Origin of the sequence: Methylocaldum sp. RMAD-M, from assembly GCF_017832375.1 — a bacterium.
Classification (GTDB): domain Bacteria; phylum Pseudomonadota; class Gammaproteobacteria; order Methylococcales; family Methylococcaceae; genus Methylocaldum.
Genome location: NZ_JAFIBZ010000023.1, coordinates 51,214 through 78,085, shown reverse-complemented (window position 1 = coordinate 78,085; position 26,872 = coordinate 51,214). Strand labels below are relative to the sequence as shown.

At 59.1% G+C, this 26,872-nt stretch carries 20 protein-coding genes; 9 read left to right on the top strand and 11 right to left on the bottom strand.

Features of this window, described 5'->3' with window-relative positions; translation table 11 throughout:
- The 3 genes from JOD69_RS18410 to JOD69_RS18400 all read right to left on the bottom strand — a co-directional run.
- Window positions 1–296: transposase (locus tag JOD69_RS18410; protein WP_210024146.1), on the bottom strand; the 296-nt coding region annotated here is incomplete at its 3' end.
- 449 nt (window positions 297–745) lie between these two features.
- Window positions 746–3,118 (bottom strand): tetratricopeptide repeat protein, encoded by a 2,373-nt coding sequence (locus JOD69_RS18405; RefSeq protein WP_210024145.1) that lies wholly within the window; start codon window positions 3,116–3,118, stop codon window positions 746–748.
- Between the two features lie 262 nt (window positions 3,119–3,380).
- Complete coding sequence (locus JOD69_RS18400; protein WP_210024144.1) at window positions 3,381–4,832, bottom strand: alginate export family protein; 1,452 nt, start codon at window positions 4,830–4,832, stop codon at window positions 3,381–3,383.
- Window positions 4,833–5,031: 199 nt separating this feature from the next.
- Here JOD69_RS18400 and JOD69_RS18395 point away from each other — a divergent pair, with 199 nt between their 5' ends.
- The gene (locus tag JOD69_RS18395) at window positions 5,032–6,939 is read left to right on the top strand and encodes a GTPase domain-containing protein (protein WP_086133123.1); all 1,908 of its coding nucleotides are present in this window, start codon (window positions 5,032–5,034) and stop codon (window positions 6,937–6,939) included.
- A gap of 3 nt (window positions 6,940–6,942) precedes the next feature.
- The gene (locus JOD69_RS18390; RefSeq protein WP_086133122.1) at window positions 6,943–8,622 is read left to right on the top strand and encodes a GTPase; all 1,680 of its coding nucleotides are present in this window, start codon (window positions 6,943–6,945) and stop codon (window positions 8,620–8,622) included.
- Window positions 8,623–8,797: 175 nt separating this feature from the next.
- Here the strand turns inward: JOD69_RS18390 and JOD69_RS18385 are convergent, their stop codons facing one another.
- Window positions 8,798–8,968 carry a rubredoxin gene (locus JOD69_RS18385; RefSeq protein WP_077729473.1) on the bottom strand — a complete coding sequence of 57 codons (171 nt, stop codon included), beginning with the start codon at window positions 8,966–8,968 and terminating at the stop codon, window positions 8,798–8,800.
- A gap of 102 nt (window positions 8,969–9,070) precedes the next feature.
- A complete protein-coding gene (trxB, locus tag JOD69_RS18380; RefSeq protein WP_210024143.1) occupies window positions 9,071–10,030 on the bottom strand; it encodes a thioredoxin-disulfide reductase in 960 nt (319 codons plus the stop codon).
- Window positions 10,031–10,114: 84 nt separating this feature from the next.
- Between trxB and JOD69_RS18375 the strand changes: the two genes are divergently transcribed.
- The 3 genes from JOD69_RS18375 to mtaB all read left to right on the top strand — a co-directional run bounded on the left by JOD69_RS18375 (window position 10,115) and on the right by mtaB (window position 15,317).
- On the top strand, window positions 10,115–12,517 hold the full coding sequence (locus JOD69_RS18375; protein ID WP_210024142.1) for a DNA translocase FtsK: 2,403 nt from the start codon (window positions 10,115–10,117) through the stop codon (window positions 12,515–12,517).
- A gap of 248 nt (window positions 12,518–12,765) precedes the next feature.
- Window positions 12,766–13,992, top strand: a complete 1,227-nt coding sequence (locus tag JOD69_RS18370; protein WP_348529970.1) for a nucleoside recognition domain-containing protein — start codon at window positions 12,766–12,768, stop codon at window positions 13,990–13,992.
- A 5-nt stretch (window positions 13,993–13,997) separates the two neighbouring features.
- On the top strand, window positions 13,998–15,317 hold the full coding sequence (gene mtaB / locus JOD69_RS18365; protein WP_210024140.1) for a tRNA (N(6)-L-threonylcarbamoyladenosine(37)-C(2))-methylthiotransferase MtaB: 1,320 nt from the start codon (window positions 13,998–14,000) through the stop codon (window positions 15,315–15,317).
- Here the strand turns inward: mtaB and cysZ are convergent.
- Window positions 15,260–16,030, bottom strand: coding sequence for a sulfate transporter CysZ (gene cysZ / locus JOD69_RS18360; protein WP_077729327.1), 771 nt, complete (start codon window positions 16,028–16,030; stop codon window positions 15,260–15,262). The genes mtaB and cysZ overlap by 58 nt on opposite strands.
- A gap of 433 nt (window positions 16,031–16,463) precedes the next feature.
- Between cysZ and JOD69_RS18355 the strand changes: the two genes are divergently transcribed.
- The 4 genes from JOD69_RS18355 to JOD69_RS18340 all read left to right on the top strand — a co-directional run bounded on the left by JOD69_RS18355 (window position 16,464) and on the right by JOD69_RS18340 (window position 20,643).
- A complete protein-coding gene (locus JOD69_RS18355; protein ID WP_077729326.1) occupies window positions 16,464–17,015 on the top strand; it encodes a macro domain-containing protein in 552 nt (183 codons plus the stop codon).
- 56 nt (window positions 17,016–17,071) lie between these two features.
- Window positions 17,072–17,641 (top strand): nicotinamidase, encoded by a 570-nt coding sequence (locus tag JOD69_RS18350; RefSeq protein ID WP_086133116.1) that lies wholly within the window; start codon window positions 17,072–17,074, stop codon window positions 17,639–17,641.
- 657 nt (window positions 17,642–18,298) lie between these two features.
- Window positions 18,299–19,777 (top strand): SulP family inorganic anion transporter, encoded by a 1,479-nt coding sequence (locus JOD69_RS18345; protein WP_156880651.1) that lies wholly within the window; start codon window positions 18,299–18,301, stop codon window positions 19,775–19,777.
- A gap of 14 nt (window positions 19,778–19,791) precedes the next feature.
- The gene (locus JOD69_RS18340; protein WP_133717387.1) at window positions 19,792–20,643 is read left to right on the top strand and encodes a universal stress protein; all 852 of its coding nucleotides are present in this window, start codon (window positions 19,792–19,794) and stop codon (window positions 20,641–20,643) included.
- A gap of 214 nt (window positions 20,644–20,857) precedes the next feature.
- Here the strand turns inward: JOD69_RS18340 and JOD69_RS18335 are convergent, their stop codons facing one another.
- From JOD69_RS18335 to JOD69_RS18315, 5 genes are all read right to left on the bottom strand, one after another.
- Entirely contained in the window at window positions 20,858–22,219 is a 1,362-nt protein-coding gene (locus tag JOD69_RS18335) for a sigma 54-interacting transcriptional regulator (protein ID WP_077729322.1), read from the bottom strand.
- A 4-nt stretch (window positions 22,220–22,223) separates the two neighbouring features.
- The gene (locus JOD69_RS18330; protein WP_077729321.1) at window positions 22,224–22,796 is read right to left on the bottom strand and encodes a hypothetical protein; all 573 of its coding nucleotides are present in this window, start codon (window positions 22,794–22,796) and stop codon (window positions 22,224–22,226) included.
- Between the two features lie 7 nt (window positions 22,797–22,803).
- Window positions 22,804–24,261 (bottom strand): HAMP domain-containing sensor histidine kinase, encoded by a 1,458-nt coding sequence (locus JOD69_RS18325; RefSeq protein WP_210024139.1) that lies wholly within the window; start codon window positions 24,259–24,261, stop codon window positions 22,804–22,806.
- A gap of 72 nt (window positions 24,262–24,333) precedes the next feature.
- On the bottom strand, window positions 24,334–25,227 hold the full coding sequence (locus tag JOD69_RS18320; RefSeq protein WP_210024138.1) for a ribose-phosphate diphosphokinase: 894 nt from the start codon (window positions 25,225–25,227) through the stop codon (window positions 24,334–24,336).
- A gap of 2 nt (window positions 25,228–25,229) precedes the next feature.
- Window positions 25,230–26,813: a thymidine phosphorylase family protein gene (locus tag JOD69_RS18315; protein WP_086133112.1), complete on the bottom strand. Its 1,584-nt coding sequence runs from the start codon at window positions 26,811–26,813 to the stop codon at window positions 25,230–25,232.
- Window positions 26,814–26,872 lie beyond the last annotated feature (59 nt).

Genomic DNA, 26,872 nt, shown 5'->3' with positions numbered 1-26,872 from the left:
CTTTTATCGGTCTTGGTGCGGCTCAGTTCGGCTTGGCCGAAGGCGTGGATTTGGGCGGGGTTGACCACGCTGACGGCGAGGCCGTGGTCGACCAGGAACAGGGCCAAGCCCTCACCATAGCGGCCGGTGGCCTCCAGGCACACGTGGGGCGTCGGGAAGGCTTGCAGCCAGGCCAGAAACGCCCTAAACCCTTCGGGCGTGTTCTGGAAGACCTTGGTTTTGTACTTGCCGTTGCGTAGCGCGGCGGCGTCGAACTTGGCTTTGGCGATGTCGATCCCGATGGGGCTGAATGTCATAGGGTCTCCTTGGTCTGCGTTGACGATGGGGCAAAGTGCTGACCGATCGAAACCGCTCCTGCCGGGTTCAGCCTTATCCATCCAGGGTGTTGCCCAAGGCAGCCCTACGATACCGTTCGAACTCTATGGCGAGGAAGGGACGCTGGGGGACGATCTACGGCGCGGGCTTCAGGCCCAAGGTCGGCAACGTCTTGCCCAGCGTCTGGGTCCGATGATCAGTCGGAGATTCTGCCTCTTGTGGAATCCAGAATCGAGATATAAGGTCGGCAATCCCTTGCCGACGACAACACTAAACATTTTCCAAGTGTGTAGTCACAGGCCGCAGATCAATCGCTCGGCTTTGGTTGAACCTGTTTTCGCAACACCTCCACCAGCGGCGTAGGTCGGCAATCCTTTGCCGACGGAAGCGTCTCGATATATTCCTAAAGTGTGTAAAAACAAGCCACCGCTCAATCCCTCGACTTGCGCCGCCCCTGTTCTTGGAGCTCCGCTACCAGGGCTGCCCTCTCCGGATTCTCGGGTTCCAATTCGGCGAGAGTCCGCGCGTAGGAGAGCGCTTTGTGCGGCTGCCCGTTGTCTCGGTAGATGCTCGCGAGCGCAAAAAGCAAATCCCGATCGAAAGGGTGTTGCCGGAGTGCGCTCTGAAGCATCGCAATGGCCTTTTGCGCCTGCCCGACGCCGTTCAGGGCTACGCCATAGACGTAGGCATAGCGGGCGTTGCCGCGGTCGAAGCTAACCGCCAGTTTCAACTCCGCCAAGGCTTCGGACATGCGCTTCTGGCGCACCCGCAGCAATCCGACCGCATGGTGCAGGGCGGCGCTTTCGGGACTGCGTCGCAACGCCTCCCGCAACACCGATTCCCCCTCCGTATCGCGGCCCAGCGCGCGATAAAGATCCGCCAGGTTGACCGATGCCGGCACGAAGCCCGGGTCCTGCTCCAGAGCGGTGCGCAAGGCCGCCTCGGCCCGATCGAACCGGCGCTGGGCCGCATGCACCTGCGCGAGATTGAGGTGCGCTTCAGGACGATCCGCATTGAGCCGCTGTGCCGCCATGTATTCGGCGATACCCCGAGTCAACGCAGTCCGCTGTTCGGACATCAGGTGTTCCGCCGGAACATCGGCCAGCACCCGTGCCGCCTCGATGCGCACAGCGCGGACCCGGTCCCGGAGTAAATCTGCCAGAAACCGGAAACGGGTTTGTGGTTCCGCGCCTTCCAACGCACCGGCCGCCGCCTCGCGAACCAGCGGGTCGTCGTCGCGCAACTGCCTGCCGATTACCGAGAGGGAGCGAGGATTCGGAACACGGTCCAGGCGAGCCAGCGCACTCGCCCTGGCGATCGCCGGCTGACTTTTATCCTCGGCGAGGCCGAGCAAGCGCTCGACCACGCCGGGCGCTCCCGTGGAACCGTCGTGCAGTATTTCGGCATATCGCTGATAGCCCTCGGGCGTATGCCCGTACCACTGCTCTACCCGCTTCGCCGCCCAAGCGGGCGAATGGTCTGCATGGCATCGGTTGCAGGCGTTCGGCGTTCCCAATTTGACGGACAGATCCGGCCGCGGCACGCGAAAGCCATGATCGTGTCGCGGATCGACGATCATGTAGGTCGTCGCCGGCATATGGCATTCGATGCAGTCCGCGCCGCGGGAATTCAGCGGATGAAAATGGTGCTTGGGGCTTTCGTACTTCTCAGCCTCATGGCACTGGAGACACACCTCGCCCTCGGGAGCACGCAACCCAAGGCTGTGCGGCTCGTGACAATCGCTACAGGTCACACCGTGCCGAAACATCTTGCTCTGCAGAAACGAGCCGTAGACATACACCTCGTCGCGCATCTGCCCATCCGGGTAATAAAGACCGTCCTCCAGCAGCGCCAACCGATGGGTGTCGCCCAGCGGACGACCATGACCATAGTCTTCGGAAATCGGACCACGCCGCGAATGGCAGCGAGCGCATATTTCGATTTCCCGCGTAGACCGACGCGGCGCCGAGCGCACGGCATTGCCGCTTTCCGGATTCGGCATCCATTGAACGGACTTGCGCTCGTTGAGCGCAATGACCAAACCCTTGCTCCCATCGTCGTGGTGCTGTCCGTCGCCTTCCTTCTTTGCCCACGCGACGTGATTCGAACCGGGGCCGTGACAGGCTTCGCAAGACACGTTGACTTCCGAGAACGTGGTCGAATAGTGCCGCGCCTTGAGCTCGTAATTCTTCTTCACGTTCGTCGAATGGCACTCCGCGCACATGTAGTTCCAGTTCTGGTTTAGGCCGGTCCAGTGCAGCGGATGGCTATGGGTCACGTTCTGATCCGGGTAGAGGTGAAACCAGCGCTGCCCGCCTTCCGCCTTGGGCCGGGTGTCCCAGGCGATCCCTAATGCCTGCAGGCGGCCGCCCGGCAGCGGAATCAGATATTGCTGCAGCGGCGTCGCGCCGAAGGTGTACCGGATTTCATAGTCGCAAAGCTGCCCGTCGGGTCCGTCGGTGCGAACCATGAAGCGGCCATCGCGGCGAAAAAAGATGGTAGTCGCCCCGGCATAGGTGAACGAGGCATTGTCGAAGTCGCCGGCAACCGTCTCTTCGCTGGCGGGACGCATGGCCAGCTCGTGATGAGAGCCCCGCCAGAGCCGATTCTCTTCCTGATGGCAATCCGCGCAGACCTGTTCCCCGACGTAAGTCGGCGCCGGCGCAACGGCCTTCTCCACGGTTTTCCTCGAGCGTTCCGGAACGGTTTGCTCGGGCCGTCCCTGCCAAAGCGCAATGCCGATCACCGCGACTGTGCCAGCGACGGCCAGCGCCCGCAGAAACATCGCGCGTCGCGGTTTCATTGGGGATATCAAAGATCCGTTCTTGACCGTTCGACCGGGGGACTGGGTTCGGTGGGATTGGCCATTCCGGCCTGATCGGTGTTTGTCGCTCCGTTTTCGCATTCCTTGCTCCACTATGATTGCCGTTCCTTAACGGTCAGTTAGACCGCCGCACCAATGATTTTAGAGCGGGGGGCGCTCCGCACAAGGCTTCCATGGACCGAGAGATAGACCCGAATACGATGTCGTAGCTAAACAATCCGTAGCCGACAAACGCGTCGGATTAGAACCGCAGCAAAGTTTGTACGTAAAAGTAATCCACGTCCTTTGGATCCGGCGCGTTCGGAGCATCTTTCGCAAATTCGCCTTTGATCAGGCGCGCCCAGCCGGATTCGAACGACACGTTGGAAAACGCATCCCAGCGCGCCGAGACTTCCACCAGATGGCCGATGAAATCGCCGGAGCGGCCGGTTCTATCCTGTAGTCTCGCCGGCGTCCATTGATCCTTGTCCGATGCGAGCCAGAACATCCGGTGGGACACGAACGCCGACAAATCGCTGCGCGGATTGACGAAAAGCCGGTAACCGGGCGAATTGATATTGCTGCGGGCGAAGGCGCCGAAAATCCCGGTGGGACCGAACTCGAACCTGCGCGCCCCGTATAGCGTGTCGAAACGCTGGTTCTTGCCGTCGTTGGGATTTTCATCGCCCGTGGCGTAGTCGTACTGGGCTAAGAACCGGGGCGACCAGGGCATATCGAAGGTATAGCCCAAGGAGGCGTGTTGATACCAGGCTTCATGGGACAGATCCCGCGTGTCGTTGCGGCCGGTCGTCGCCCGAGATTCGCCGACCTGGGCGATGGTCTCCACCTGCATGTCCCATTGTCCTTTTCGCGGCGGCCTGATTAAGCGCACGCCGGGCGTGAACAAACGGCGGTTGGTGGTGGCGCCGTTGGGCCGGTCCTCTTCGTGCAAGTGGAATAAGTAGGCCTCACCGTTGATGCCCCAAATCAAGTCGGAGGCCTCGAAGAACAGGCCGGAGAAATAGGTACGGTATTCTTCCTCGTCGAATTCGTGTACCCCCTCCAGCAGATCGGCCTGGCTGGTGGGTAGCCGGTTGACCGGCTGAGTGGCGAAAGCGCGCAGTTGCCATTTCCCCTCGCCATCCCTCAATCGGAACGTCACGCCGGTAAAGGCATTGATGGTATTGCGGAAAACGTTGCGGGCGACCAGACGGCGGCTGCCCAAATTCATGGTCTGCCGTCCCGCCTTGACTTCCATTCCGAGCCCCGAATCCAGTACGTCCTCGTCGGACCAGGCGCCGTAGATCTGTAAAAAGTCCGCTTCGTTGACATGGGTGTTATTGAGCGTCGAGCCTTCGTCGGCCCCGTATTCCCGTGCATCCAAAAATTCTGCGCCGATTCTGAAAGGCTCGAAATTCGCCTCTAAAAATACACAAGTTTGCATAGGAATCTGCTGGTCGCCGCCCGAGGCTCCGGCGCGGAATTGCCCGTCCAGTACTTCATAGCGGGTGCGATGCTCTATGCTGAAGTTCAACCAGCCCGGCAAACCCAAGATATCGTGCGCGTTATGAGCGGGGCGCGCCGGCACCACACCGGCCAAATAATCGTTCATTTGGCTGCCGAAGCAACTGAACGGCGGACGACCGCCCGTCTTCGGCTTCTCCTCTTTTTGATCGACGGCAGCCTGACCTTGAAGGGATGCTGCGATCAGCACAACGCCGCATGCTATTTTTATGCTTCTCTTCACGAATGGCCCCAGCACAAAATTTGTTATGAAATTACAACATAAAGATGCAATACGACCAACATCGGAGCAGCGCCGAAATAACGTGTAAAATCGAATACTTAGAGATGCGTCTCCACGCGAAGCTAGCCGAACTCTTACAGTTTTCCTCGGCCAAAATAGTGTGGACATGCAACGCTTTCACCAACAGAACTACAATTTCCTGACACAGCCCATGTCCTCCAGCAATCGGGAAGGTAGCGCCTTCCAATTTCAGGACCAGCGCGTGCGCAATGCCATCGTGTACAATCTGCCTTTCAGCAACGTGGATGTCTCTTTAGCTCCCCAGACCATGCTTTCCTTTATCCGCCGCTTGAAGCAGAGCTATGAAAGTGTCTCGAAGCACGTCCCGCCGGACGATGAGGCACGCTTCCTCGAATTGCGAAGAAACTTGCAATCCGTAAGCTTCGGCGAGGCGGTACTGGAAAAGGGAGAATTGAATCGGTCGAGGAAGGATCATCCGCTACAGATTGCCGTTTTAGGCCCCACGCAAGCGGGAAAAAGCTCGGTCATCAACTGGCTGCTCGAGAAGAAGCTTGCCGAAGTCAGTCCGCTAGCCGGTTTTACCGTTCATCCGCAGGGGTTTTGCATCAATCTCCCGCCCGACCGCGTGGAATGGATCGACGGCTATTTCCGGCAATACCAGCGCTGCCCTCGGGATGTGCTTCCGTCCGACCGCTACGACTGCTTCGCTCTGCTGGAGACCGCAGCCGATGCGCGTCATGCCTTGAGCGGGTCCGTACTCTGGGATACGCCGGATTTCGATTCCGTCGATGCCGAAGAGTACCGGCAAGCCGTCCTGCGCGTGGCGGCCTTGGCCGACGTGGTCTTGCTAATATTGAGCAAGGACAAGTACGCCGACTTGTCGGTCTGGGAACTGATCGATCTATTGGAGCCGTTGTCTCAGCCGACCGTGATCTGCTTGAATAAAATCGAGAAAACGTCCTACCGGACTTTGGTCGGATCGCTCCAAGAGAAGTGGCGAAACGCCCGGCGGGACCCGCCTCCGCCCATCATTACCGTCCCTTATCTGGAAAACATTCAGGTCGACGACTTTGCCCTGCTGCACAGCGAGCGCACACAGCTCCTCGGCGCCGTAGATCGGGCAATCCGGGAAGTCCGTCGCGAGCGGCACGCGAAGAATGCGAAGCATTTTGTCCAGGTCCATTGGCGCGACTGGCTGGCGCCGGTCAAGGCCGAGCACAGCCTCAAGACCGAATGGCACAGCTTGGTCGATGAGGCCGTCCGCGACAGCCTGAATCTTTACAAGCGGGATTATCTCAACCATCCCCACCATTACGAGACATTCCAGCGAGCGCTGGCAGAACTCCTGACGCTGCTGGAAATTCCAGGCCTCGCGGGCACGCTGCTCACGGCACGCAAGATCGTGACCTGGCCGGTGCGGCAGATCGTAAAACTCGGCCAGGCCGTCGGCGGCCGCCGCCAGCAGAGCATCAGCGGCGAGGCTGCGATCCTGCACCAAGCCGCCGAACACCTGTTCATACGCATCAGCGAAACCATTCTTCTGAAACGCGACGACGATCCGTCCCGGCAAGCCTGGTGGAAAGAGATGGCAGGACTGCTCAGAACCACGAGACCGGTCCTGACGAACCGCTACGAATTGGCTGTCGACCAATATATTCGGGCGTTTCAACCGGAGATCGAGAAAACCGCGCACAGTCTGTACGATCGCCTGCGGGAACATCCCGCAGTCTTGAATGGCCTCAGGGCCACCCGCGTCACCACCGACGCTGCAGCACTGGCCGTGGCCCTGCATACCGGCGGCATCGGCGTGCAGGATTTCATCATCGCACCGGCCATGCTCTCGCTGACGACCATGCTCGCCGAGAGCGCGCTGGGGCGTTACATGAGCAAAGCGGCGGCCGACCTCAAGCAGAAGCAGTTCAAAGCCGTGGAAGCATTATTCGACAGAACCGTTCATGCCTATTTGAACGGTCTACCGGGGCAGATGGACACCTCCCGTCAGTTCAACATTTCCCCCGAGGCCATCGAGTCGGCCGAAGCGCAACTGGTTTAAGCCATGCAAATACCCTTCGAACAACTGCTGACGACTGCAAAGGGCTGGGCGGAAAAAGCCCAAGCCGAAGGATGGCTCACGTCAGGGGACATCCACGCCCTAAACGAAGTGGACATCGGAACGCCGGCGGCCCTGTTCGAAGCCGGCGCACACCGCCCCTTGGTTGCGGCTTTTTTCGGCGGGACCGGCGTGGGCAAGAGCACCCTGCTGAACCGGCTTGCCGGCCAGGGTATCGCCCGAACCGGCGTCGAGCGCCCTACTTCTAGGGAGGTGTCCCTTTATCTCCACGATTCGGTGAAAATCCAACACCTCCCGAAGAACTTTCCCATCGACCGGGTGCGCACGGCCTATCACCACGACGACCGGCGCCGGCAAATCCTCTGGATCGACATGCCCGACATCGACAGCATCGAACAGAGCAACCGGGAACTCGTGCTGGACTGGCTGCCTCACATCGATGTTTTGATTTACGTGGTCAGCCCCGAGCGCTATCGCGACGATAAAGGCTGGCGCCTGCTGCAGGCCCACGGCGGCGAGCACGCCTGGCTGTTCGTCATGAACCAGTGGGACCACGGCCACCCCGCTCAGATCGAAGATTTCGCTAAACTGCTGACCAAGGCCGGTTTCAGGAATCCCATCTTGCTCCGAACCGACAGCCGCGAAATCGAAGGAGAGCGAAAACCCGACGATTTCGAGACTTTGCAGGCCATCCTCCAGGACATGGCCGACCGCCATGTCATCCATCAGTTGGAGATGCGGGCGGAAACCTTGCGCCTCGATGCGCTTCGGGACGCTTTGCACGATTGTCTCGAAAAACTCGGCAACCGCGACGGTTACGCCGGCCTGGAACCGAATTGGTCCGGGATCTGGCAGGAAATGCACGATGATTTGATGAAGGGCTTGGAATGGCCGATCCAAGAGGTCTCCCGCGCGTTCGTCACCCATGAAACCAGCTTGCTCCGCCGGCGCATCGATTTGACCAAATCTCCCGACGAGAAACCCCGATCCGAAAAAGCGCCGCCCGAATCGATCTTGTGGGATGACTGGGCGGAAAGTCGGTATCGGGACGCGCTGGATCATTTGATCGTCGAAGCCGGCGAACGGGGACTTGCCGTGGTCCCGCTCAAGACGCGGCTGGACCAGTTGGCGGGCGGAGTGGGCCGCACCGTTCTCTCGGAGGGGCAGCGGTCGCTGCGGCTGGCATTGGCCAATCCGGGAAACGCGCTGCAACGTTTCTTCCTGAAACTTTCCGGCTTCCTGACGGTTTTCCTACCGCTGATCGCGATCGGATGGGTTTCCTACCAAGTCGTCAAAGGCTATTACGAAAGCGCGCTTTACCACCTGGGCTATCTGGGAACCGATTTCGCGATACACAGCGTATTGCTCATCGCCCTGTCCTGGCTGCTGCCCTATTTTCTTTATCGAAAGCTGAAGCCCTCGGCCGAACGCACCGCGATCAAGGGACTGCGAGACGGCATCGGGCTGGCTTTGGATCTGAGCGGCGATAGGGTGACGGAACTGCTCCGGGAGATGGAGCAAGAACGTCAGGCCTTGATGGAAGAAGGCCGCCGGATCGCCAGCCTTTCATCGCCAACCCAAGCTCCCGAAGCCGTTCAGGGTTCGAAACTGCTGGAACGGGTTCTCCCGGCGTCCGTCCGAAAGCGCCAGAAGACCGTCGGCTAGAACGTTGTTCATCAAGGTTTAGCAGTGTGGATCGGGAAGGTTGTAGGTCGGCAATCCGTTGCCGACGACCCGTCATGTTTCCCGCCTCGTCATGTCGGGAAAGGATTCCCGACCTACTACAGCTAACTCGTAGGTCGACAGTCCTTTGCCGACGAAGTGCCCGAGTTCGCCCGGCTTACTCCATGGCATCGAAGTAACTTTTGTCCACCCCGCATTCGGGACATACCCAGTCGTCCGGAATGTCTTCCCAACGCGTGCCGGGCGCGATGCCGGAATCGGGATCGCCCAGTTCCTCGTCGTAAACATAACCGCAAGCGGAACAAATGAACTTTCGATATTGGGACATGGATAACGGCTCCATTAATTGATCTTCTTATTCGAGCAATCCTGCGGGCAGCCGACGTGTCCGGCCGCTCGCATTTTTTTCAAGAGTTAAGCGAGACGGCGATCAGCCGCCTCCGATACCGTCCAGGTATTTCTCGGCATCCAGCGCCGCCATGCATCCCGAACCGGCAGACGTGACCGCCTGGCGGTAAACGGGATCGGCTACATCGCCAGCGGCGAATACGCCCGGTACGCTGGTCGCCGTCGCATTGCCTTCGAGTCCGCTCTTCACGATGATGTAACCGTCGCGCATCTCCAATTGCCCGGCGAATATTTCGGTGTTAGGCGTATGGCCGATTGCGATGAAGACGCCATCCAGCCTCAAATCCTTGGTCGAGCCTTCCTGTGCGCTCTTGATGCGCAACCCGGTGACGCCCGAGTCGTCGCCTAGCACTTCGTCCACCACATGATTCCACTCGATGGTCACGTTGCCGGATCGCGCACGTTCCAGCAGTTTTTCCGAAAGAATCTTTTCCGATCTAAACTTATCGCGCCGATGCACGACGGTGACATGGGATGCGATGTTGGCGAGATAAAGGGCCTCTTCCACCGCCGTATTTCCGCCGCCGATGACCGCCACGGGCTTGTTCCGATAGAAAAATCCGTCGCAGGTCGCACACGCCGATACGCCTCTGCCCTTGAACGCTTCCTCCGACGGCAGGCCCAGATAGCGGGCGGAAGCACCCGTGGCGATGATCAGGGCATCGCAAGTATATACGCCGGAATCGCCGCTCAGCCGGAACGGCCTGGACGACAGATCGGCCGTATGAATGTGATCGAAGATGATTTCGGTCTCGAAGCGTTCGGCATGACGGCGCATGCGCTCCATGAGATCGGGCCCTAGCAGTCCCTCGGGGTCGCCGGGCCAATTGTCCACCTCGGTGGTCGTGGTCAATTGTCCGCCCATTTGGATACCGGTGACGAGGACCGGGTTCAGATTGGCGCGCGCCGCATATATGGCGGCGCTGTATCCAGCCGGACCGGATCCCAAGATCAACAACCGGCAATGTCTTTGTTCGGTCATGTGCTCCTCGGTTGGGTTATCGCAACAACAAAATACCAAGTATGACGATAAGTTTTTGGGGCGTAAACCCCGGCTCTTGATTAAATGACGCCGATTTTGAACAATACCCCGGTCATTTATTTATTTGATTTGGTGAGAATTTTGTCGCAGTTTTACAAAAAGCTCACGATCGGTCAGGATCTGGGCTCGGTACTGGTCAGAGGGCTGCGCGAAGCAGCCTTTTTGATTTACCTGGCTATTTCGTTGTTTTTCCTGATCTCCCTGATGACTTTCGACTCGAGTGATCCGGGCTGGTCGCATACCGGCACGGGCCATCCCATCGCCAACGGCGGTGGCGCGGTCGGGGCCTGGCTCGCGGATTTCTCCCTTTCCCTGTTCGGAATACCCGCTTTCCTGTTTCCTTTTTTGCTGTCCGGCTACGGCTACGCTATCTACAAAGGCCCCGCCTCGAAAGAACCCTCCTGCGCCGCGAACTACCTGTTTCGCTGGTTCGGTTTCGGGACCGCGATGGCGGCAGGCTCCGCTTTGGCCGATATTCACGTACTGCGTCTGCCGTTTCCTCTTCCCGTGACCAGCGGCGGCATCCTGGGCCAGGAAGCGGCCGGACTATTGACCGGCGCGTTCGGCACGACCGGCGCCACCATATTGCTCATCTCGTTTTTTCTGGCGGGCGTATCGCTTTATACCAGCCTTTCCTGGCTGGGCTTGCTGGACGCGGTGGGGAAAGGCGGCTTGATGGTCGCCAACGGCTTTTTCGCCGCGTTCCGGGCGCTTGCCGGAACATCCCGGCCGGAACGGCAGCGCGAAGAAAGCGAGCCTCGGATCGACACACCGAGAGATAAGGTCAAGCCGAAGCGAATCGAGCCCACGGTCAAACGCAAACCTCAGCCCCCGGAAGTCAAAGACACCAAAGAGCCCAAGGAACCCAGGGAACCGTTCCGGTTCCGAAAAGCTGCGAAGCCGGTTAGCACGCCTTTGCCGAACGAGGGCGAACTGCCTCCGCTCGATTTGCTCAACAATGTCGCTCCGAAGGTCAGGGGCTACTCCGACGCGGCGCTGGAGGAAATGTCCCAACTGGTGGAGACGATCCTCGCGGATTTCGGCGTGGAGGTCCAGGTCACCGAGGTCCATCCCGGCCCCGTCATCACGCGATTCGAAATCCAGCCGGCGGCCGGCGTCAAGGTGAGCCGGATCAGCGGACTGGCGAAAGACCTGGCGCGGGCCTTGTCCGTCACCAGCGTCCGGGTGGTGGAAATCATTCCCGGCAAATCCGTGATCGGCCTTGAAATCCCCAACGAGGAGCGCGAAACCGTACTGCTCCATTCGGTGCTTTCGTCCGAACCTTACCAGCACTCCGGCTCGCCCCTGACCCTGGTTCTCGGAAAGGACATCAGCGGCCAGCCGGTGGTGGCGAATCTGGCCCGCATGCCTCATCTTCTGGTGGCCGGCACCACCGGCTCCGGCAAATCGGTCGCCGTCAACGTCATGATCCTCAGCATGCTGTTCAAGGCACGGCCGGACGAGATCCGCCTGATCATGATCGATCCCAAGATGCTGGAACTCTCGGTGTACGAGGGCATTCCCCATCTATTGACGCCGGTGGTGACCGACATGAAGGAAGCCGCCAACGCCCTGCGCTGGTGCGTGGCGGAAATGGAGCGGCGATACAAGCTGATGTCCATGCTCGGCGTCCGCAATCTCGCGGGGTTCAATCAAAAGGTCACCGAGGCCATCGAATCCGGTCAACCGATTCGCGATCCCATGTGGTCCGCCGACCAAGCCTTGGAGGGCGAAGAGCCCCCTACCCTAACGCCCCTGCCCTATGTCGTCATCGTCATCGACGAACTGGCGGACATGATGATGATCGTGGGCAAGAAGGTCGAGGAACTGATCGCCCGCCTGGCGCAGAAGGCGCGCGCCGCCGGACTGCATCTGATTCTGGCCACCCAGCGGCCTTCCGTGGACGTCCTCACCGGCCTGATCAAGGCCAACATCCCGACCCGTATCGCCTTCCAGGTGTCGTCGCGCATCGATTCGCGCACCATCATCGACCAGGGCGGCGCCGAGGCCTTGCTCGGCAACGGCGACATGCTCTACCTGCCTCCCGGCACCGGACTGCCGATGCGGGCGCACGGCGCCTTCGTGTCCGACCAGGAAGTGCATAATGTCGTCGAGTTCCTGAAACGGACCGGGCGCGCCAATTACATCGACGAGATTACCCGCTTCTCCGAGGATGGCGGCGATTTTTCCGGTGCAAAGTCCCCCGGCGGCGGAGACGGAGAAGAGCTGGATGCGCTGTACGACGAAGCCGTGCGCTTCGTCACCGAATCGCGCAAGGCGTCCATCTCCAGCGTCCAGCGCCGGTTCAAGGTGGGCTACAACCGCGCGGCCCGGATGATCGAGGACATGGAGAAGGCCGGCGTCGTAGGTCCCGCCGAAACCAACGGAAGTCGCGAGGTCCTGGCTCCGCCGCCGCCGGACGTCTGACAAATTTGGCCGAAAACAGCGTTCCGATGCATGTTTCCAATGTGGGTTAGGCGCGCACTGCTACGAACCGTGCCGTCGCAGCTGGATTCTCCGCGCGCCGCAACCCATCGGGAAAGGCCGCGGAACCGGTGGGTTACGGCGCGCGGAAACGCCAAAGGAACTTTCCAGAGTCGGTGCGATGCGCGCCTAACCCACCATCGATGGGTTTCGCTTCGCTCTACCCATCCTACGATACTTACGTTTTGTTATTGAACTATCTCTGGGTCGGCTTTTTCCTCGCGGCCTTCGTTTCCGGACTGGCCCGGTGGCTGTGGCTGGACGATGCCGAGATTTTCGCCCGGCTGATGCAGGCGGTGTTCGACAGCGCCAAGGCGGCTTTCGAAATTTCCTTGGGATTGACCGGCGCCTTGGCGTTTTGGCTGGGAATTCTCCGGGTCGGCGAGCGCGGCGGCTTTCTCAGGCTGCTTACCAGTGGGCTGACGCCTTTGCTCCGCCGCCTGATGCCGCAGGTTCCGCCGGATCATCCGGCCATGGGGGCGGTAGTGATGAATCTCTCGGCGAACGTGCTGGGCCTCGACAACGCCGCCACGCCGCTGGGCATCAAGGCCATGCAGGAGCTGCAAAGCCTGAACCCAAAGCCGGACACCGCCAGCGACGCCCAGATCCTGTTCTTCGTGATCAATGCGTCGTCCATTACCTTGTTTCCGGTGTCGATTCTGGTGTTCAGGGCGCAGATGGGCGCGGCTCATCCGGCGGATGTCGTGGTTCCCATCCTGATGGCGACCTTCTGCTCCACGTTCGTGGGCTTCGCGAGCGTCGCCCTGCGGCAGCGCATCGGTCTTCGCGATCCGGTCATCATGGCTTATTTCGGCGGATTCGTTCTGGCGGTAGCCGGCCTGGCGCTCTATTTCGGCGGCCTGGCTCAGGACGAGATGCAGCGGAACTCGGCGGCTTTCAGCAATCTGCTGCTGTTCTCGCTGATAGCCATGTTCCTGGCCGGCGCGGTTCGCCATCGGGTCAACGCTTACGAAGCCTTCGTCGAAGGCGCCAAGGAAGGGTTTCACACGGCGATCGCCATCCTGCCCTATCTGGTGGCGATGCTGGTAGCCATCGGCGTATTGCGGGCGAGCGGGCTCCTGGAAGCGATCATGTCCGGAATACGTTTTCTTTGCGATGCCGTCCAGATCGACGCGCGCTTCGTCGACGCCCTGCCGACCGCGCTGATCAAGCCGTTCAGCGGCAGCGGGGCGCGCGCGATGATGCTGGACAGCATGCGCGCCTACGGCGTCGATTCCTTTTCGGCACGACTCGCCACCATCATTCAGGGCAGCACCGAGACGACTTTTTACGTGCTGGCGGTGTATTTCGGAGCGGTCGGTGTCAAAAACGTGAGATATGCAGTAGGCTGCGGGCTTCTGGCGGATATGGCCGGGGTGCTTGCGGCCATTGCGGTTACCTATCGATTTTTTGGTTAAGAACAATGCGCGTTAATTTGAAAGCCTTGGGCTGCCGCCTCAACGAGGCGGAACTCGAAACCTGGGCGCGGCAGCTCCAGCGTGAGGGGCATCGCATCGTCGACGACTCCGAGGAAGCCGATCTCGTCGTGCTCAATTCCTGTGCGGTCACCCAGGAGGCCGTGCGCAAATCCCGGCATCTGATACGCCGCGCGGCGCGCGAAAACCCAAAAGCGAAGCTGGTCCTCAGCGGGTGCTACGCCACCCTGAACCGGGAGGAAGCGGAAGGCCTGGGCGTCGATCTGGTGGTCGCCAACGAGAACAAGGCAAAGCTGATCGATATCGCCAAGGACGAACTCGATCTGCCGGTCATGCCGGCGTTTTCGACCGATCCCGGCGAATCGGCCTTATTCCGGCTCGGCCGGCAACGCGCTTTTGTCAAGGTTCAGGACGGCTGCCGTTACCGCTGCACGTTCTGCATCGTCACCGTCGCGCGCGGCGAGGAGCGGAGCCGGAGCATAGACGAAATCGTCGCCGAGATCGACGACCTGCACGCCCAAGGCGTCCAGGAGGCGGTGCTCACCGGTGTTCATCTAGGAGGATACGGCAGCGACCTCGGCTACGGGCTCAACCGGCTAATTCGCGCCGTACTCGAACGCACCGACATCCCGCGCCTGCGCCTGGGCTCCCTGGAACCCTGGGATTTGCCGGATTCCTTCAGCGAACTTTTCGAGAATCCGAGATTCATGCCGCACCTGCATCTGCCGCTGCAAAGCGGGGCCGATTCGGTACTGAAACGCATGGCCCGTCGCTGCAAAACGGCCGATTTCGCCCGGCTGGTAGGCCGATTGCGGAAGGACGTTCCGGACATCAATATCACCACCGACGTGATCGTCGGGTTTCCCGGCGAAACCGAAGCGGAATGGCAAGAGAGCCTCGCGTTTATCGAGTCGATCGAGTTCGGCCACATCCATATCTTCGCCTACTCGCCCCGCTCCGGCACCAAGGCCGCCGAAATGCCGAGCCATGTCCCGGCCGAGCTCAAGAAGGCCCGAGGCCGCGCGCTGCACGAGCTTTCGGAAAGACTGAAGCGGGCAAACTTCGAGCGATTCCTGGGGCGCGAATTTCCGGTTCTCTGGGAAACCGAGAAAGCGGCGTCGGACGATGTCCCCGAGGTTTTCGGTTATACGCCGAATTATCTGCGCGTGGCGGCCCGAGCCGAAGCAAAACAATCCTTGGCGAACCGCATCACCAACGCTCGACTGAGAGCTGTCGCCGATTCGGGCGATTATCTCTTGGCCGAACCGGCATCCGGCCGATCCCCGATCTGTCCTTCCAAGAAATAAAGCGTGGCGCCGATCACCGCTGCCGGCGGGATCAGCACGTTCAGCAAAGGGATGGTTAGCCCCAGCGTGACCAGGCCGCCGAAGCTGAACACACCGAACGGCAGTTTCTTCGCGATGCGGCGCTGCTCGTCGAACCTGTAGCCATGGACCTCGAGCGGATAGGCCATGTATTCGAGCGCCAGGAACCAGGCGCTGAACGCCAGCCAAAGGAACGGCGCGATGAGGTTGAGGCCCGGAATCAGAAAAAGGACGAGCAACGGAACGGCGCGGGTCAGAAAATATAGCAACCGCTTCGCCTCCGACAACGAATCACTCACCAGCGCTTTACCCAAGGAGGCTTCCGACACCAGCGCCGGCTGCCCTTTCAGCAAGACGACCGTCTTTTCCGCCAAACGTCCGTAGAACGGCGCCCCGATCAGATTGGCCAGCATCGTGAACGTGAAATACACGATGAGCAGAAAACTCAGTCCAAACAGAGGCCACAGCAGCCAGCGCAGAAAATCCAGCCAGGCCGGCACCAGCCAGTCTATGAAAGCCGAAAAATAATAAATCCCGCCGACCAGGGCGATTCCGTAGAGCACCAGGTTGATCAGCAGCGGAATTCCTACCAGGTGGCGCAGACCGGGCGTCGAGAGCAAGCGTAATCCGCGCAGGAGACAGGCGGCGGAAAGATGCAGGTTATTGAGTTTCTCGGTGTTTACTGGGTAATTCATGAATGGGTTAAATCCGGATTAGGAACAGCTCATTTCTGACTGTCGATTTCAGGGAGTTCTCCACAGGCTCGACCGCGTAGTGTTGTTTTCCGCTTTGATACGAGACTTTTTCCGAGGAGACGAGTCCATGCCATTATCCTACGGCTCTGAAGGCCGCTTGGCCATAAGGCACGCGACTGACGATTCAAGACGAACTTACCGCTGGCGCCCAAGCTCCAAGCTTGGGAGCAATTCCCGAGAAGCTGTAGTTTCTCGCAATGGGCTCCCAAACCGGAGTTCGGGAACCAGTCCGCCATCGTTCTGTCTCCTGGTCGAGATTTCGCGTTCACGAGGACGGCAGTAAAGGTCAAACCTGAGCGAATTATTGCGATTTACGGTCCGGTCACGTGGCAAAGTTGTCGTCACCAACAGCGCGACTGAGGGAGTGACATCGATGACCAAACGAATTATCCACGACGTAGCGATCGAATGCATACAGGGGAACATCGCCGATCAGCCCGACATGGAGGCTATCGTCAACGCGGCCAATGCCGCGCTGCGCACGGGTGGGGGCGTAGCCGGCGCGATCCACCGGGCCGCAGGGCCCGGACTCGAAGAGGAATGCCGGCAGTTCGCCCCGATTCGTCCCGGTCAGGCGGTCATCACCGGCGCTCATAACCTGCCCAACCGTTACGTGATCCATTGCCTTGGGCCGGTCTACGGGGTTGACGAACCCGCCGGCGAACTGCTCGCCGCCTGCTACGGCAACGCGCTTCACCTGGCCGAGCAGAACAACATCCGGTCCGTCGCCTTCCCGGCGCTCTCAACCGGCGCGTTCGGCTATCCGATGGAAGCGGCGGCACATATTGCCTTTAGGACTATTTTCGACGAAGCAACGAAGCTCTCGTCGGTCGAACACATACGCTTCGTCCTGTTCCACGCGAAAGACCTGCAGTTGCACGCCAGAATCCTCGAGACCGTTTCGGAACACGAGTCCAAAACGTGATCTCAAGTCGACACCTTTTATGGGTGATTTAGCGTCGAGATGAAAGGTGAACGAGAATGACGAATATCGACAGCCTATTTGCACCCGGCGACGCCTTGATCGTGGTCGATGTGCAGAACGATTTTTGTGCGGGCGGGGCGTTGCCTGTCGAAAACGGCGATGCGGTGGTGCCTGTACTCAACCGTTGGATTGAGGCCGCCACTAAAGCAAACGTTCCGGTCTACGCCTCGCGTGACTGGCACCCCGTGGGGCATGTCAGCTTCCAAGAAAGCGGCGGCCCCTGGCCGCCTCACTGCCTTCAGGACAGCGCGGGCGCCCTCTTTCACCCCGACCTGAAGCTTCCCGATTCGGCCATCATCGTGACCAAGGGCGTGCGCTTCGACCAGGATCAAAATTCCGCCTTCGACCAGACCGGACTTGCCCGACATTTGCGCAAAGCAGGCATCAGGCGCCTCTGGATAGGCGGTCTCGCGGAGGATGTCTGCGTGCTTGCCACGGTGCTGGACGCACGCAAGGAGGGGTTCGAGGTCATGGTGATCCAGTGTGCCACCCGTCCGGTCACGCCTCAAGGCGGAGAGAAAGCCCGACGGGAGATGCAGGATGCGGGCGCCGGCATTGCCTCCTGACTCGCGTTTGCAGCACAGGACTGCCCGCTTCACGACTACTGTGAAGTTATATTGTTCCACAGAAACAATTCATTTCGTGGACAAGCCTGACATAACCCACTAAATTGTCAACCAAACGTAAACAAAAGCGAAGCGACAATTGATCTGTCCGATGCCTTACCACACCTCTCCGACTCCGCCATAGCGTCACCTGCCCTGCCCTACTCAGCAGGACATCCGCCCTACCGACCCAGCTTTTTCGAATTCGCCGTCAGATGCCCTGAATGACGGCCGCCGGCTATTTTGCTGTCGAGAACCACGCTTGGGCGGAACCTGATCAAGTCTGTCTCGGTTTATTAACCAGGCTTATAAATTAGGCCGGGTTAATCCGGGGCAGGGTTTCCTTAGCGCGGCGACAAGCTGCGTAAGCTCGGCCTAAGCGTGTTACCGGCCTGGGCTGCGGCCCGAAATACCGGGAGGGTATTTACGGGCCTGATTGATAAAGAAAGCCCGGACGCAAGCAGCAGCTATGCGTCGGATATCGGACGAACTACGCCGTTGGCGGGACGATCAACGGAAAGATCTTCAATTTCACCGTTGCCGTTAGTCGGCATTCTTCAGATCGTTGAGTTCGTCGCGATAACTATCCTCGTTGTTTTTATTTGATTGGAGCGTCAAATGCTAATGTCCGTTCGACAAGACTGGTTTTCCAATATTCGCAGCGATCTGCTATCGGGTACCGTGGTGGCGTTGGCGCTGATTCCAGAAGCGATCGCGTTCTCGATCATCGCGGGGGTCGACCCCAAGGTCGGCCTGTACGCGTCGTTTTGCATCGCCGTCGTTACCGCCTTCGCGGGCGGCCGTCCAGGCATGATCTCCGCAGCCACCGGCGCCATGGCGCTGCTCATGATTACGCTGGTCAAAGAGCATGGGCTGGAATACCTCTTCGCCGCCACTATTCTGACCGGCATTCTGCAAATCATTGCCGGTTATCTCAGACTGGGCGACCTCATGCGGTTCGTGTCGCGGTCGGTGGTGACGGGGTTCGTCAACGCCTTGGCCATTCTCATCTTCATGGCGCAACTACCCGAACTCACCGGCGTGAGCTGGCATGTCTATGCGATGACCGCCGGCGGTTTGGCCATCATTTATCTGTTTCCGTCCCTGACTAGAGCCGTTCCGTCGCCGCTCGTTTGCATCGTGGTTCTGACCGCAATCGCCATAGGGTTTGACCTGGATATCCGTACCGTGGGCGACATGGGGCAACTGCCCGACAGTCTGCCGGTGTTCCTGTGGCCCGATCTGCCGCTGAATGTCGAAACCCTTGGAATCGTTTTCCCCTATGCCATCACCATGGCCATCGTCGGGCTATTGGAGTCGATGATGACGGCCACCATCGTCGACGATCTCACCGATTCGCCCAGCGACAAGAATCGGGAGTGCAAGGGCCAGGGCATCGCCAATATCGCGGCGGGCCTGTTCGGCGGCATGGCGGGCTGCGCGATGATCGGCCAGTCTGTGATCAATGTGAAGTCCGGCGGGCGGACGCGACTATCTACCCTGACGGCAGGCGTTTTCCTGTTGATCATGGTCGTATTCTTAGGGCCCTGGGTATCGCGCATCCCGATGGCGGCGCTCGTTGCCGTGATGATCATGGTTTCCATCGGAACCTTCAGTTGGGACTCCATTCGCAATCTGAGCAAATACCCCTTGAGCACCAATATCGTCATGATCACGACCGTCGCGGTGGTGGTCGCGACCCATAATCTCGCTCTCGGCGTTTTCGTCGGCGTATTGCTGGCCTCATTGTTTTTTGCGAACAAGGTCGGTCAGTTTCTCGAAGTCCGTTCGAAGTCCAGCGATGACGGTTCGATACGGACTTATCTCGTGGTCGGCCAAGTGTTTTTCACCTCCGCCGGCAAGTTCACCGCAGCCTTCGATTTCAAGGAGGATATTGATAAAGTCGTGATCGATTTGACTCGCGCCCACTTCTGGGACATCACGTCGGTGAGCGCGCTGGATAAAGTCGTCATCAAGTTCCGGCGCGAGGGCATCGAGGTCGAGATCGTCGGTTTGAACGAAGCCAGCGCGACCATCGTGGATCGGTTCGCGGTGCACGATAAACCGGAAGCCGTAGAAAAATTGATGGCCCACTGAGGAAAGGTTTCAGTATGACTAAGGTAATGGCATGTATCGATGGGTCCAGGGCGGCTACGGCGGTCTGCGACTATGCGGCCTGGGCCAGTCGGCGGCTTCGGGCTCGGCTGACTTTCATTCATGTGCTGGACAAGTCGCAGTACCCGGTGGACGGCAATCTGAGCGGCAATATCGGGTTGGGCAGCCGCGAATCCTTATTGGAAGAACTGACGGCTCTGGATGAAAAACGCGGGAAACTCGCACGCGAACAGGGCCGGTTGATGCTGGCGGCGGCAAAAGAGCGTGCGGTGGCCGACGGCATCGAGTCGCCGTCCTGCGTTCAACGCCACGGCAGCCTGGTGGATACGCTTCTGGAACTCGAGGAGGATATTCGCTTATTGGTGATGGGCAAGCAGGGAGAAAGCACCAACGGCGCCAATCGTCATATCGGCAGCCACCTGGAAACGGTGATCCGAACGATGCACCGGCCCATTCTGGTAACACCCCACCAGTTTCGGGAGCCCGAACGGGTCATGTTCGCCTTCGACGGCAGCGCCACCACGCGCAAAGGCATAGAGATGGTTGCCAACAGCCCGCTGTTCAGAGGGCTTTCCTGTCACATTCTGATGGCCGGCAAAGACGGTGCCGGTCTGCGTGAGCACCTCGACTGGGCCAGAGCCACATTGGCGCGGGCCGGCTTGGACGTGACGGCCGAAATCCGCGAGGGCGACGTCATCAACGTTTCCGAGCGGTACCGGCAAGAGCATGGCATCGACCTGTTGATCATGGGCGCCTACGGCCACTCCAGGATACGCGAGTTCCTGGTGGGCAGCACGACGACGAGCATGCTCACCAATGCCTCGCTTCCCGTGCTGGTGCTGCGATAACGAAAAATCGAAAAGGTAAGCGATGGAACCGGCAGGAAGAAAAATAAGGCTATTTTTTCTTAGTTTTTTTCTCGTTCGCAAACTCCTGTTTGGGAACCCGCACGAAGAAGCTTCCGCTTCTCGGGCGACCCGGGGCAGACCTTTCCGGCCTGCCTGCTTGCCCTGCCGGTTCGCGATCGATGGGTTTCGCTATCGCTCTACCCATCCTACTGCCCTAAGGCGCTACGTCGGAACTCTTGAACAACGACGGATTCATGCCGTACCGGCTGAGCAAGCGGTAGAACTCGGTCCGGTTGCGCTTGGCCAGCTTGGCGGCTTGAGTTACGTTGCCGTTGGTCATCTGCAACAGCCGGATCAGATAGTTTCGCTCGAACTGTTCCCTGGCTTCCTGCAGGGACAGGAACGACGCCGGTTCGTCCCGCAACGCCCGTTGCACCAGCGTCACCGGGATGAGTGGCGTCGAGGACAGCGCGACGCACTGCTCCACGACGTTACGGAGTTGCCGCACGTTTCCGGGCCATTCGAAATTCACGAAACATTCCATGGCCTCCGGCGAAAATCCCTTGACCCGATTGCCGTAGGTTTCCGCGAGATCCCTCAGGAAATGCATCGCCAACAAAGGAATATCCTCGGGCCGCTTGGATAGGGGCGGAAGCATCAAGGTGACGACATTGAGCCGGTAATAAAGGTCTTCGCGGAAGTTCCCTTCCGCCATGGCCTTATCCAAATCCGCGTGAGTTGCGGAAATGATGCGCACGTCGACCGGCTCGTCATCGGTGGCGCCCACCGGGCGCACCTTCATCTCCTGGAGCGCGCGCAACAGCTTGGCCTGAAAAGACTTGGGCATGTCGCCGATTTCGTCCAGAAACAGAGTGCCGCCGTCCGCGGCACGGAAGAGCCCTTTGTGATCGCGGGTGGCGCCTGTGAACGCGCCCCTGCGATGCCCGAAAAGTTCGGATTCGAAGAGATTTTCCGGAATCGCGCTGCAATTGACCGCCACGAACGGCCCGTCCGCCCGCGTACTGGCCTCGTGAATCGCGCGCGCGAGCAACTCCTTGCCAGTGCCGCTCTCGCCGCCGATAAATATGCTCGCCTTGCTCTGTGCGACGCGATTGGCCTGGCTCAGCAACTCCTCCATGAGAGGGCTCTGTGTGACGATGTGTTGTCTCCAAGCGTCCTGATCCACCGTGACGCCGCTGGTCAGTCCGATCCGCATGGCCTGGTTGACCAGCTTGACCAGTTCGTTCTTGTCCACAGGTTTGGACACGAAGCCGAACACGCCCCGCTTGGTCGCGCTGACGGCATCGCTGATCGTGCCGTGGGCCGTCATGATGATGAAGGGCAGCGTCGGATATTGCTCATGGAGAAAGTCGAACAACGCCAGGCCGTCCATGCCCTCCATACGCAGATCCGTCACGACGACATGGGGGCGAAACACGGAGACCCTCGAAATGGCCGCCGGTCCGCTGTTCACGGTTTCCAGTTCAAATCCCGCTGAGGTGAGACGCAGGGCCACCAGGCGCAACAGATCCGGATCATCGTCCACCAATAGGACACGTTTACGTGCAGTGTTCATAGGATTATTGTCCGCTGTCTGGCTCGTCTAAACGCTGCTCGATAGCTTTGAGCGCATCCAGCTTCTCTTGAAGCTCTTTCAGCTCGCTCTCTTGCGTTTTCAGCCGCCGGTGCACTTTCTTTTCTTTCGATACGGTGTGAGAGACCTGACGCTCCGAGTGTTTTCGCCGCTCGATTTCGTTGTCGAGACGGCTCAAAATTTCTTTCTGATAAATCAACAAGGCTTTAAGCCGTTCGTCCTGAAGTTCGGCCAAAGAGGCGTCCACGATCACGGAGGCATTCCTGATGTCGCCACAGGCCTCGGTCGCCGCCTGGGCAAAGAAAAAATGCAGACGTACGCCTAAGCTGCGATCGGCCTGGTAACGCTGCAACAGTTGCTGACATTCGGATAGCCGCTCGGCCGGAGGCAGGCGGGCAATCTCGGCGGCAAAACTGAGGAGATCCTCGAACGCATAGCTGGCGTATTTCTGCTCGGACGCTTTGGGTGCAGTATCAGCACTCTCCTTGCTTCTGAATCCTGCGCAACCCGTGATAGCAAACAGCACGATCAGAGCTGTAGCGCGGGAGGGGAATTTCATGTATCGCTTAATCTAGCCGTAAAGGTATTTGCACCCGAATACGGGCGCCTTTTTTGTTCGGGCGGGGCTCCAAGGCTTCGACCTTGCCATGATGACCGGAAACGCATTCGCTGACAATAGCCAATCCCATGCCCGTCCCCGCGATGCCGTCCTCTCGGGCAGCTTTTCCCTGAAAGAACGGCTCGAAAACGTGTTTACGCTCGTCGGGCTCTATGCCCGGGCCGTCATCTTCTACTTCCAACTCCATATGGCCGCCGTTTTGGCGGAGCGTCACGCAGATCTCGCCGCCGACGGGCGAGTATTTAACTGCATTTGACAGCAGGTTATCAACAACGGTACGCAATTGATCCGGGTTGCCGTCGAGTTCGACCGGCCGCAACTGCTCGGTCAGCTCGATGGATTTGGTGCGCAAGCGAATCTGGTAATCGTCGATCAATTCTGAGACGAGCCTCGCCATATTGACCGTTTCCCGAAGCATGGCTCCGGGACGAGCGTTGACTTGGCTGTAATTGATCAACTCGGCGATCAAGGTATCCAGCTTTTGCGTATTGCTGACCACGATCTGCGCGATCTCTCTTTGCTCGGTATTGAGTTCCCCGACCACTTCGTCCGCCAACAGTTCGGTGCCTTCGTGGATAGTCGCCAACGGAGTCTTGATCTCGTGGGACACATGGCGGATGAATTGCTGTTTCGCCTCCTCGAGACCTCGCAGCCGGCTGCGCAGCCAATCCAGCCGTTCGCCCAGGTATTCCAAATCCTTGGGTCCGGTCACCTGGATCGGCCGAATGAAATCGCCGGCCCCGAGCTTGCGTATCGCATGGTCCATCTGGCGCACCGAGCGGATGATGAAAAACGTAACAAACGAAATTAAGACCACCGAAATAGGCAGCAGAACCGACGACTCCTGCAACATCCGGCGCTGAACCGCGGAGGACCTGCTCTCCAGATTGTCGACCTCGGAATCCACGATCCCCGAGAAACCGCGAGCGAGTTCCTTAGCCTTCAGATTGAGCGTCGAAAACATTTCATCTGTCTTTTCCATGCGCGCCTTTCTAGGCCGGTCACGCTGCTCGCGCGTCGCGCCGGAACGGCGGGTGTCGACTTTTTCGGGCTTTGCCGTCGGCTCGATCGCCATGTTCGAAACATGCTGAAAGATGCCTCCCTCTTCTACCGAAAACCGCTGGAGCTGGGCGACCAACGCCGGCTCTTCGGTCAAGCTCAACAAATTGCTGATTACCTCGCCGAGGTCACGGTGAACCGTTTCGAGAGCGACGCGGCTCTCCGCGTCTTCTAAAATCAAGTACCGCTTGGCCTTGCGCTCGAAATCGGTGAGCCTCTCGCGCAACAACTCCTTTTTTTGGCTGATTTGAGCCACCCGATAAGCCGTTTTTTGAGAGGAAACCGCCAATTCCTTGACCGCCGTGACAGCGAACACCAAGGCGAGCACCAAGGGCAGTATCGCCATCGTAAAACCGACAAGAATCAGCTTCCTGAGCGATATCCTTCGCAGAATATTAAAGAAGATCAGCATGGAGTCTTAGCTGGAATTCCGATTGTAGTCGAGTGCGTTTCTTAAGGTTTCCGCCAGGATCGGGGCCAAAAACACGACATTCGTGGAGTGAAGAATACTGTCGCTGCTGCCGATCTCGGAAACACCGCTACGTCGCAGCTTATCGACGGCATTCTCGACGAATAACGGGTGAGTCACCAGCACATCGACCTTCTCGGCCCCCAGTGCGCGCAGCTTGGCAACGGCTTCGGTCAAGGTCGTGCCGGTGCTGGCCACGTCGTCAACCAGGACTACGCTTCGCCCCCTCACCTGAAAATCAGTCGTCTCGACCGACACTGCCCTGTCACCGAAACGTTGCTTGAAAGCGACGACAAAAGGAAGCCCGCAGCCTTTCGCGATGGCGCTTACCCATTGTTCCGATTCGGCATCCGGCCCCACCAGCAACGGCTTGTCTGACCGGTTCGCGAGATAACGCGCGAACAGCGGAGCCGCCGGTACGACAATCGGATTTCTCGCCGGAACCGCCTCTTCGAGCCGGCTGATACGGTGCAAATGAGGATCGACGGTCACGACATCATCAAACAAGCCGGCAAGAAACTCCCCGATTATTTTTTGACTGACGATCTCACCCGGTTGAAAGGCACAATCCTGCCGCATATAACATAAATAGGGCGCTATCAAAGACAGTCTGTTGACGCCTTGGTTCCGCAGAGCGCGAGCGACCAGGAGCAGCTCGACCAATTTGTCGTTGGGATCCTGGAGACTGCGAAATACGACGACATGCTCGTCCTTTATCTCCGGCAAGGTCACCTTGCTTTCCCCGTCCGGAAAACGGTGGATGCCGACCTCGCCGTATCGGGCATCCAGAGCCTCCACCACTGCCATGGCCTGAACGCGAGAATCGGAGAATCCTAAAATCATGGTCAAAATTCCACGTAACCTTTAGGTATTTTATCGAACTCGCCCAACTCGTACCCCGTACGCTGACGGACGAAATCGCAAGCGAAATCGTAATTCGACGGAAACTCGGCATGAATCCGGTACAGCGCTTCGCCTTTTTCCACCTTGTCTCCCAGCTTCTTCAGCACGTCGACGCCAGCCCCTTTCGACATCGGCGCTCCGGCCAGTCGCGCGATACGAGCGAGAAAAAAGTTGTCGATATGAGTCACCGACCCCGCGCGTTCGGCGCAGACTTCATACGTTAGCTTGCCCAGCTCGAATTTTTGTTCTTGCACACCTTGTGCCACAACAATACGGTTCATCTTTTCCAAGGCTCGCCCCGACTCCAAAATTTCCCGAGCGATGGCATATCCCTGACCGCCGCGCACATCCGGGTCGAATTCGATAATACGCCCGGCCAATCGCAGGGACTTTTCCCTTAAATCGGTCGGAGCACGCGGGTCGTTCTCCAGCACCTGCATCACGTCGCGCACCTCCAGAACCGGCCCGATACCGTGGCCGACCGGTTGCCGGCCGTCGGTGATCATGACCTCCAAATAAAGTCCCAAGCGGTCGCCGACGTACTCGAAAAGTTTTCGCAATTGCATCGCATCGCGCATGTGCCGAACTTTGGCTGTCGGCCCGACCGGGATATCCAGCAACAGATGCGTCGCGCCGGCCGCGAGCTTCTTGGACAAAATCGAAGCCACCATCTGGCCTTGCGAATCGATGCCCAGCGGGCGCTCAACCGAAATCAGCATGTCGTCCACAGGCGCCAGGCGCGTCGTTCCACCCCAGACCAGGCAGCCTCGCTCGATTCGAACCAACTTGTCCAAGGTCTCCGGCAAGAGATCGACTCGCGCCAAGACCTCCATGGTATCCGCCGTACCGGCCGGCGACGTGATGGCACGGCTCGAGGTTTTCGGAATCAAGGTGCCGTGCGCCGCCACTATGGGCACGACCAGCATGGATGTCCGGTTGCCGGGAATGCCGCCGATGCAATGCTTATCGGCCACCAAAGGCTCGTTCCAGTCGATCCGGCTTCCGGTCGACAGCATGGCCTTGGTCAAAAGAAGCACTTCATCCCGATCCAGTCCGTTTTGTCCGGTCGCCACCAGAAAGGCCGCCATTTCCATTTTCGAATAACGGCGATTCGCGATGTCGCGGGTGATGGAAATGTAATCGTCGTAACTCAGCCGCTCTCCGCCGATCTTGCGCCGAACCGCATCCATGGATGCGGGCGGTTCCGCCTGCGCGACCCGAACGTCGTGCCCCTCCTCCGCGCACAGTTGACTGAAGGCTTGCTCGGAAAGGCCCAGTTCGTCGGGATTGACGATCTGGTCGTCGTCCACCACATTCAGTACGGCTTCGATTCGCTCGTTGTTGCAATAGACCACGATCTTGGCGAGCGCCTGGAAGCCTTCCGCACGGTAAACCGAACACTCCCGGTGGAGATAGGCGACATTTTCCCGATAGGTATCGATGGCGATGCGGCGCAGCTTGAGCCGATAGCTGATGTGATCGTTGCGGAGATCGGATACTTCGGAATCGGATGTTGTTTCGGTCATGGTTCCGCAATCGTTTTCGAAAAAACTCTAATTTTCCTCAAAGAAGGCGGATTGTTTAC

What these genes read in the sequence shown, in the direction of transcription:
- JOD69_RS18405 (WP_210024145.1), bottom strand. Translation starts at nt 3,118, where the DNA reads ATGAAACCGCGACGCGCGATGTTTCTGCGGGCGCTGGCCGTCGCTGGC.
- JOD69_RS18395 (WP_086133123.1), top strand. Translation starts at nt 5,032, where the DNA reads ATGCAACGCTTTCACCAACAGAACTACAATTTCCTGACACAGCCCATG.
- JOD69_RS18390 (WP_086133122.1), top strand. Translation starts at nt 6,943, where the DNA reads ATGCAAATACCCTTCGAACAACTGCTGACGACTGCAAAGGGCTGGGCG.
- JOD69_RS18385 (WP_077729473.1), bottom strand. Translation starts at nt 8,968, where the DNA reads ATGTCCCAATATCGAAAGTTCATTTGTTCCGCTTGCGGTTATGTTTAC.
- trxB (WP_210024143.1), bottom strand. Translation starts at nt 10,030, where the DNA reads ATGACCGAACAAAGACATTGCCGGTTGTTGATCTTGGGATCCGGTCCG.
- JOD69_RS18375 (WP_210024142.1), top strand. Translation starts at nt 10,115, where the DNA reads ATGACGCCGATTTTGAACAATACCCCGGTCATTTATTTATTTGATTTG.
- mtaB (WP_210024140.1), top strand. Translation starts at nt 13,998, where the DNA reads ATGCGCGTTAATTTGAAAGCCTTGGGCTGCCGCCTCAACGAGGCGGAA.
- cysZ (WP_077729327.1), bottom strand. Translation starts at nt 16,030, where the DNA reads ATGAATTACCCAGTAAACACCGAGAAACTCAATAACCTGCATCTTTCC.
- JOD69_RS18355 (WP_077729326.1), top strand. Translation starts at nt 16,464, where the DNA reads ATGACCAAACGAATTATCCACGACGTAGCGATCGAATGCATACAGGGG.
- JOD69_RS18350 (WP_086133116.1), top strand. Translation starts at nt 17,072, where the DNA reads ATGACGAATATCGACAGCCTATTTGCACCCGGCGACGCCTTGATCGTG.
- JOD69_RS18345 (WP_156880651.1), top strand. Translation starts at nt 18,299, where the DNA reads ATGCTAATGTCCGTTCGACAAGACTGGTTTTCCAATATTCGCAGCGAT.
- JOD69_RS18340 (WP_133717387.1), top strand. Translation starts at nt 19,792, where the DNA reads ATGACTAAGGTAATGGCATGTATCGATGGGTCCAGGGCGGCTACGGCG.
- JOD69_RS18335 (WP_077729322.1), bottom strand. Translation starts at nt 22,219, where the DNA reads ATGAACACTGCACGTAAACGTGTCCTATTGGTGGACGATGATCCGGAT.
- JOD69_RS18330 (WP_077729321.1), bottom strand. Translation starts at nt 22,796, where the DNA reads ATGAAATTCCCCTCCCGCGCTACAGCTCTGATCGTGCTGTTTGCTATC.
- JOD69_RS18325 (WP_210024139.1), bottom strand. Translation starts at nt 24,261, where the DNA reads ATGGCGATACTGCCCTTGGTGCTCGCCTTGGTGTTCGCTGTCACGGCG.
- JOD69_RS18320 (WP_210024138.1), bottom strand. Translation starts at nt 25,227, where the DNA reads ATGATTTTAGGATTCTCCGATTCTCGCGTTCAGGCCATGGCAGTGGTG.
- JOD69_RS18315 (WP_086133112.1), bottom strand. Translation starts at nt 26,813, where the DNA reads ATGACCGAAACAACATCCGATTCCGAAGTATCCGATCTCCGCAACGAT.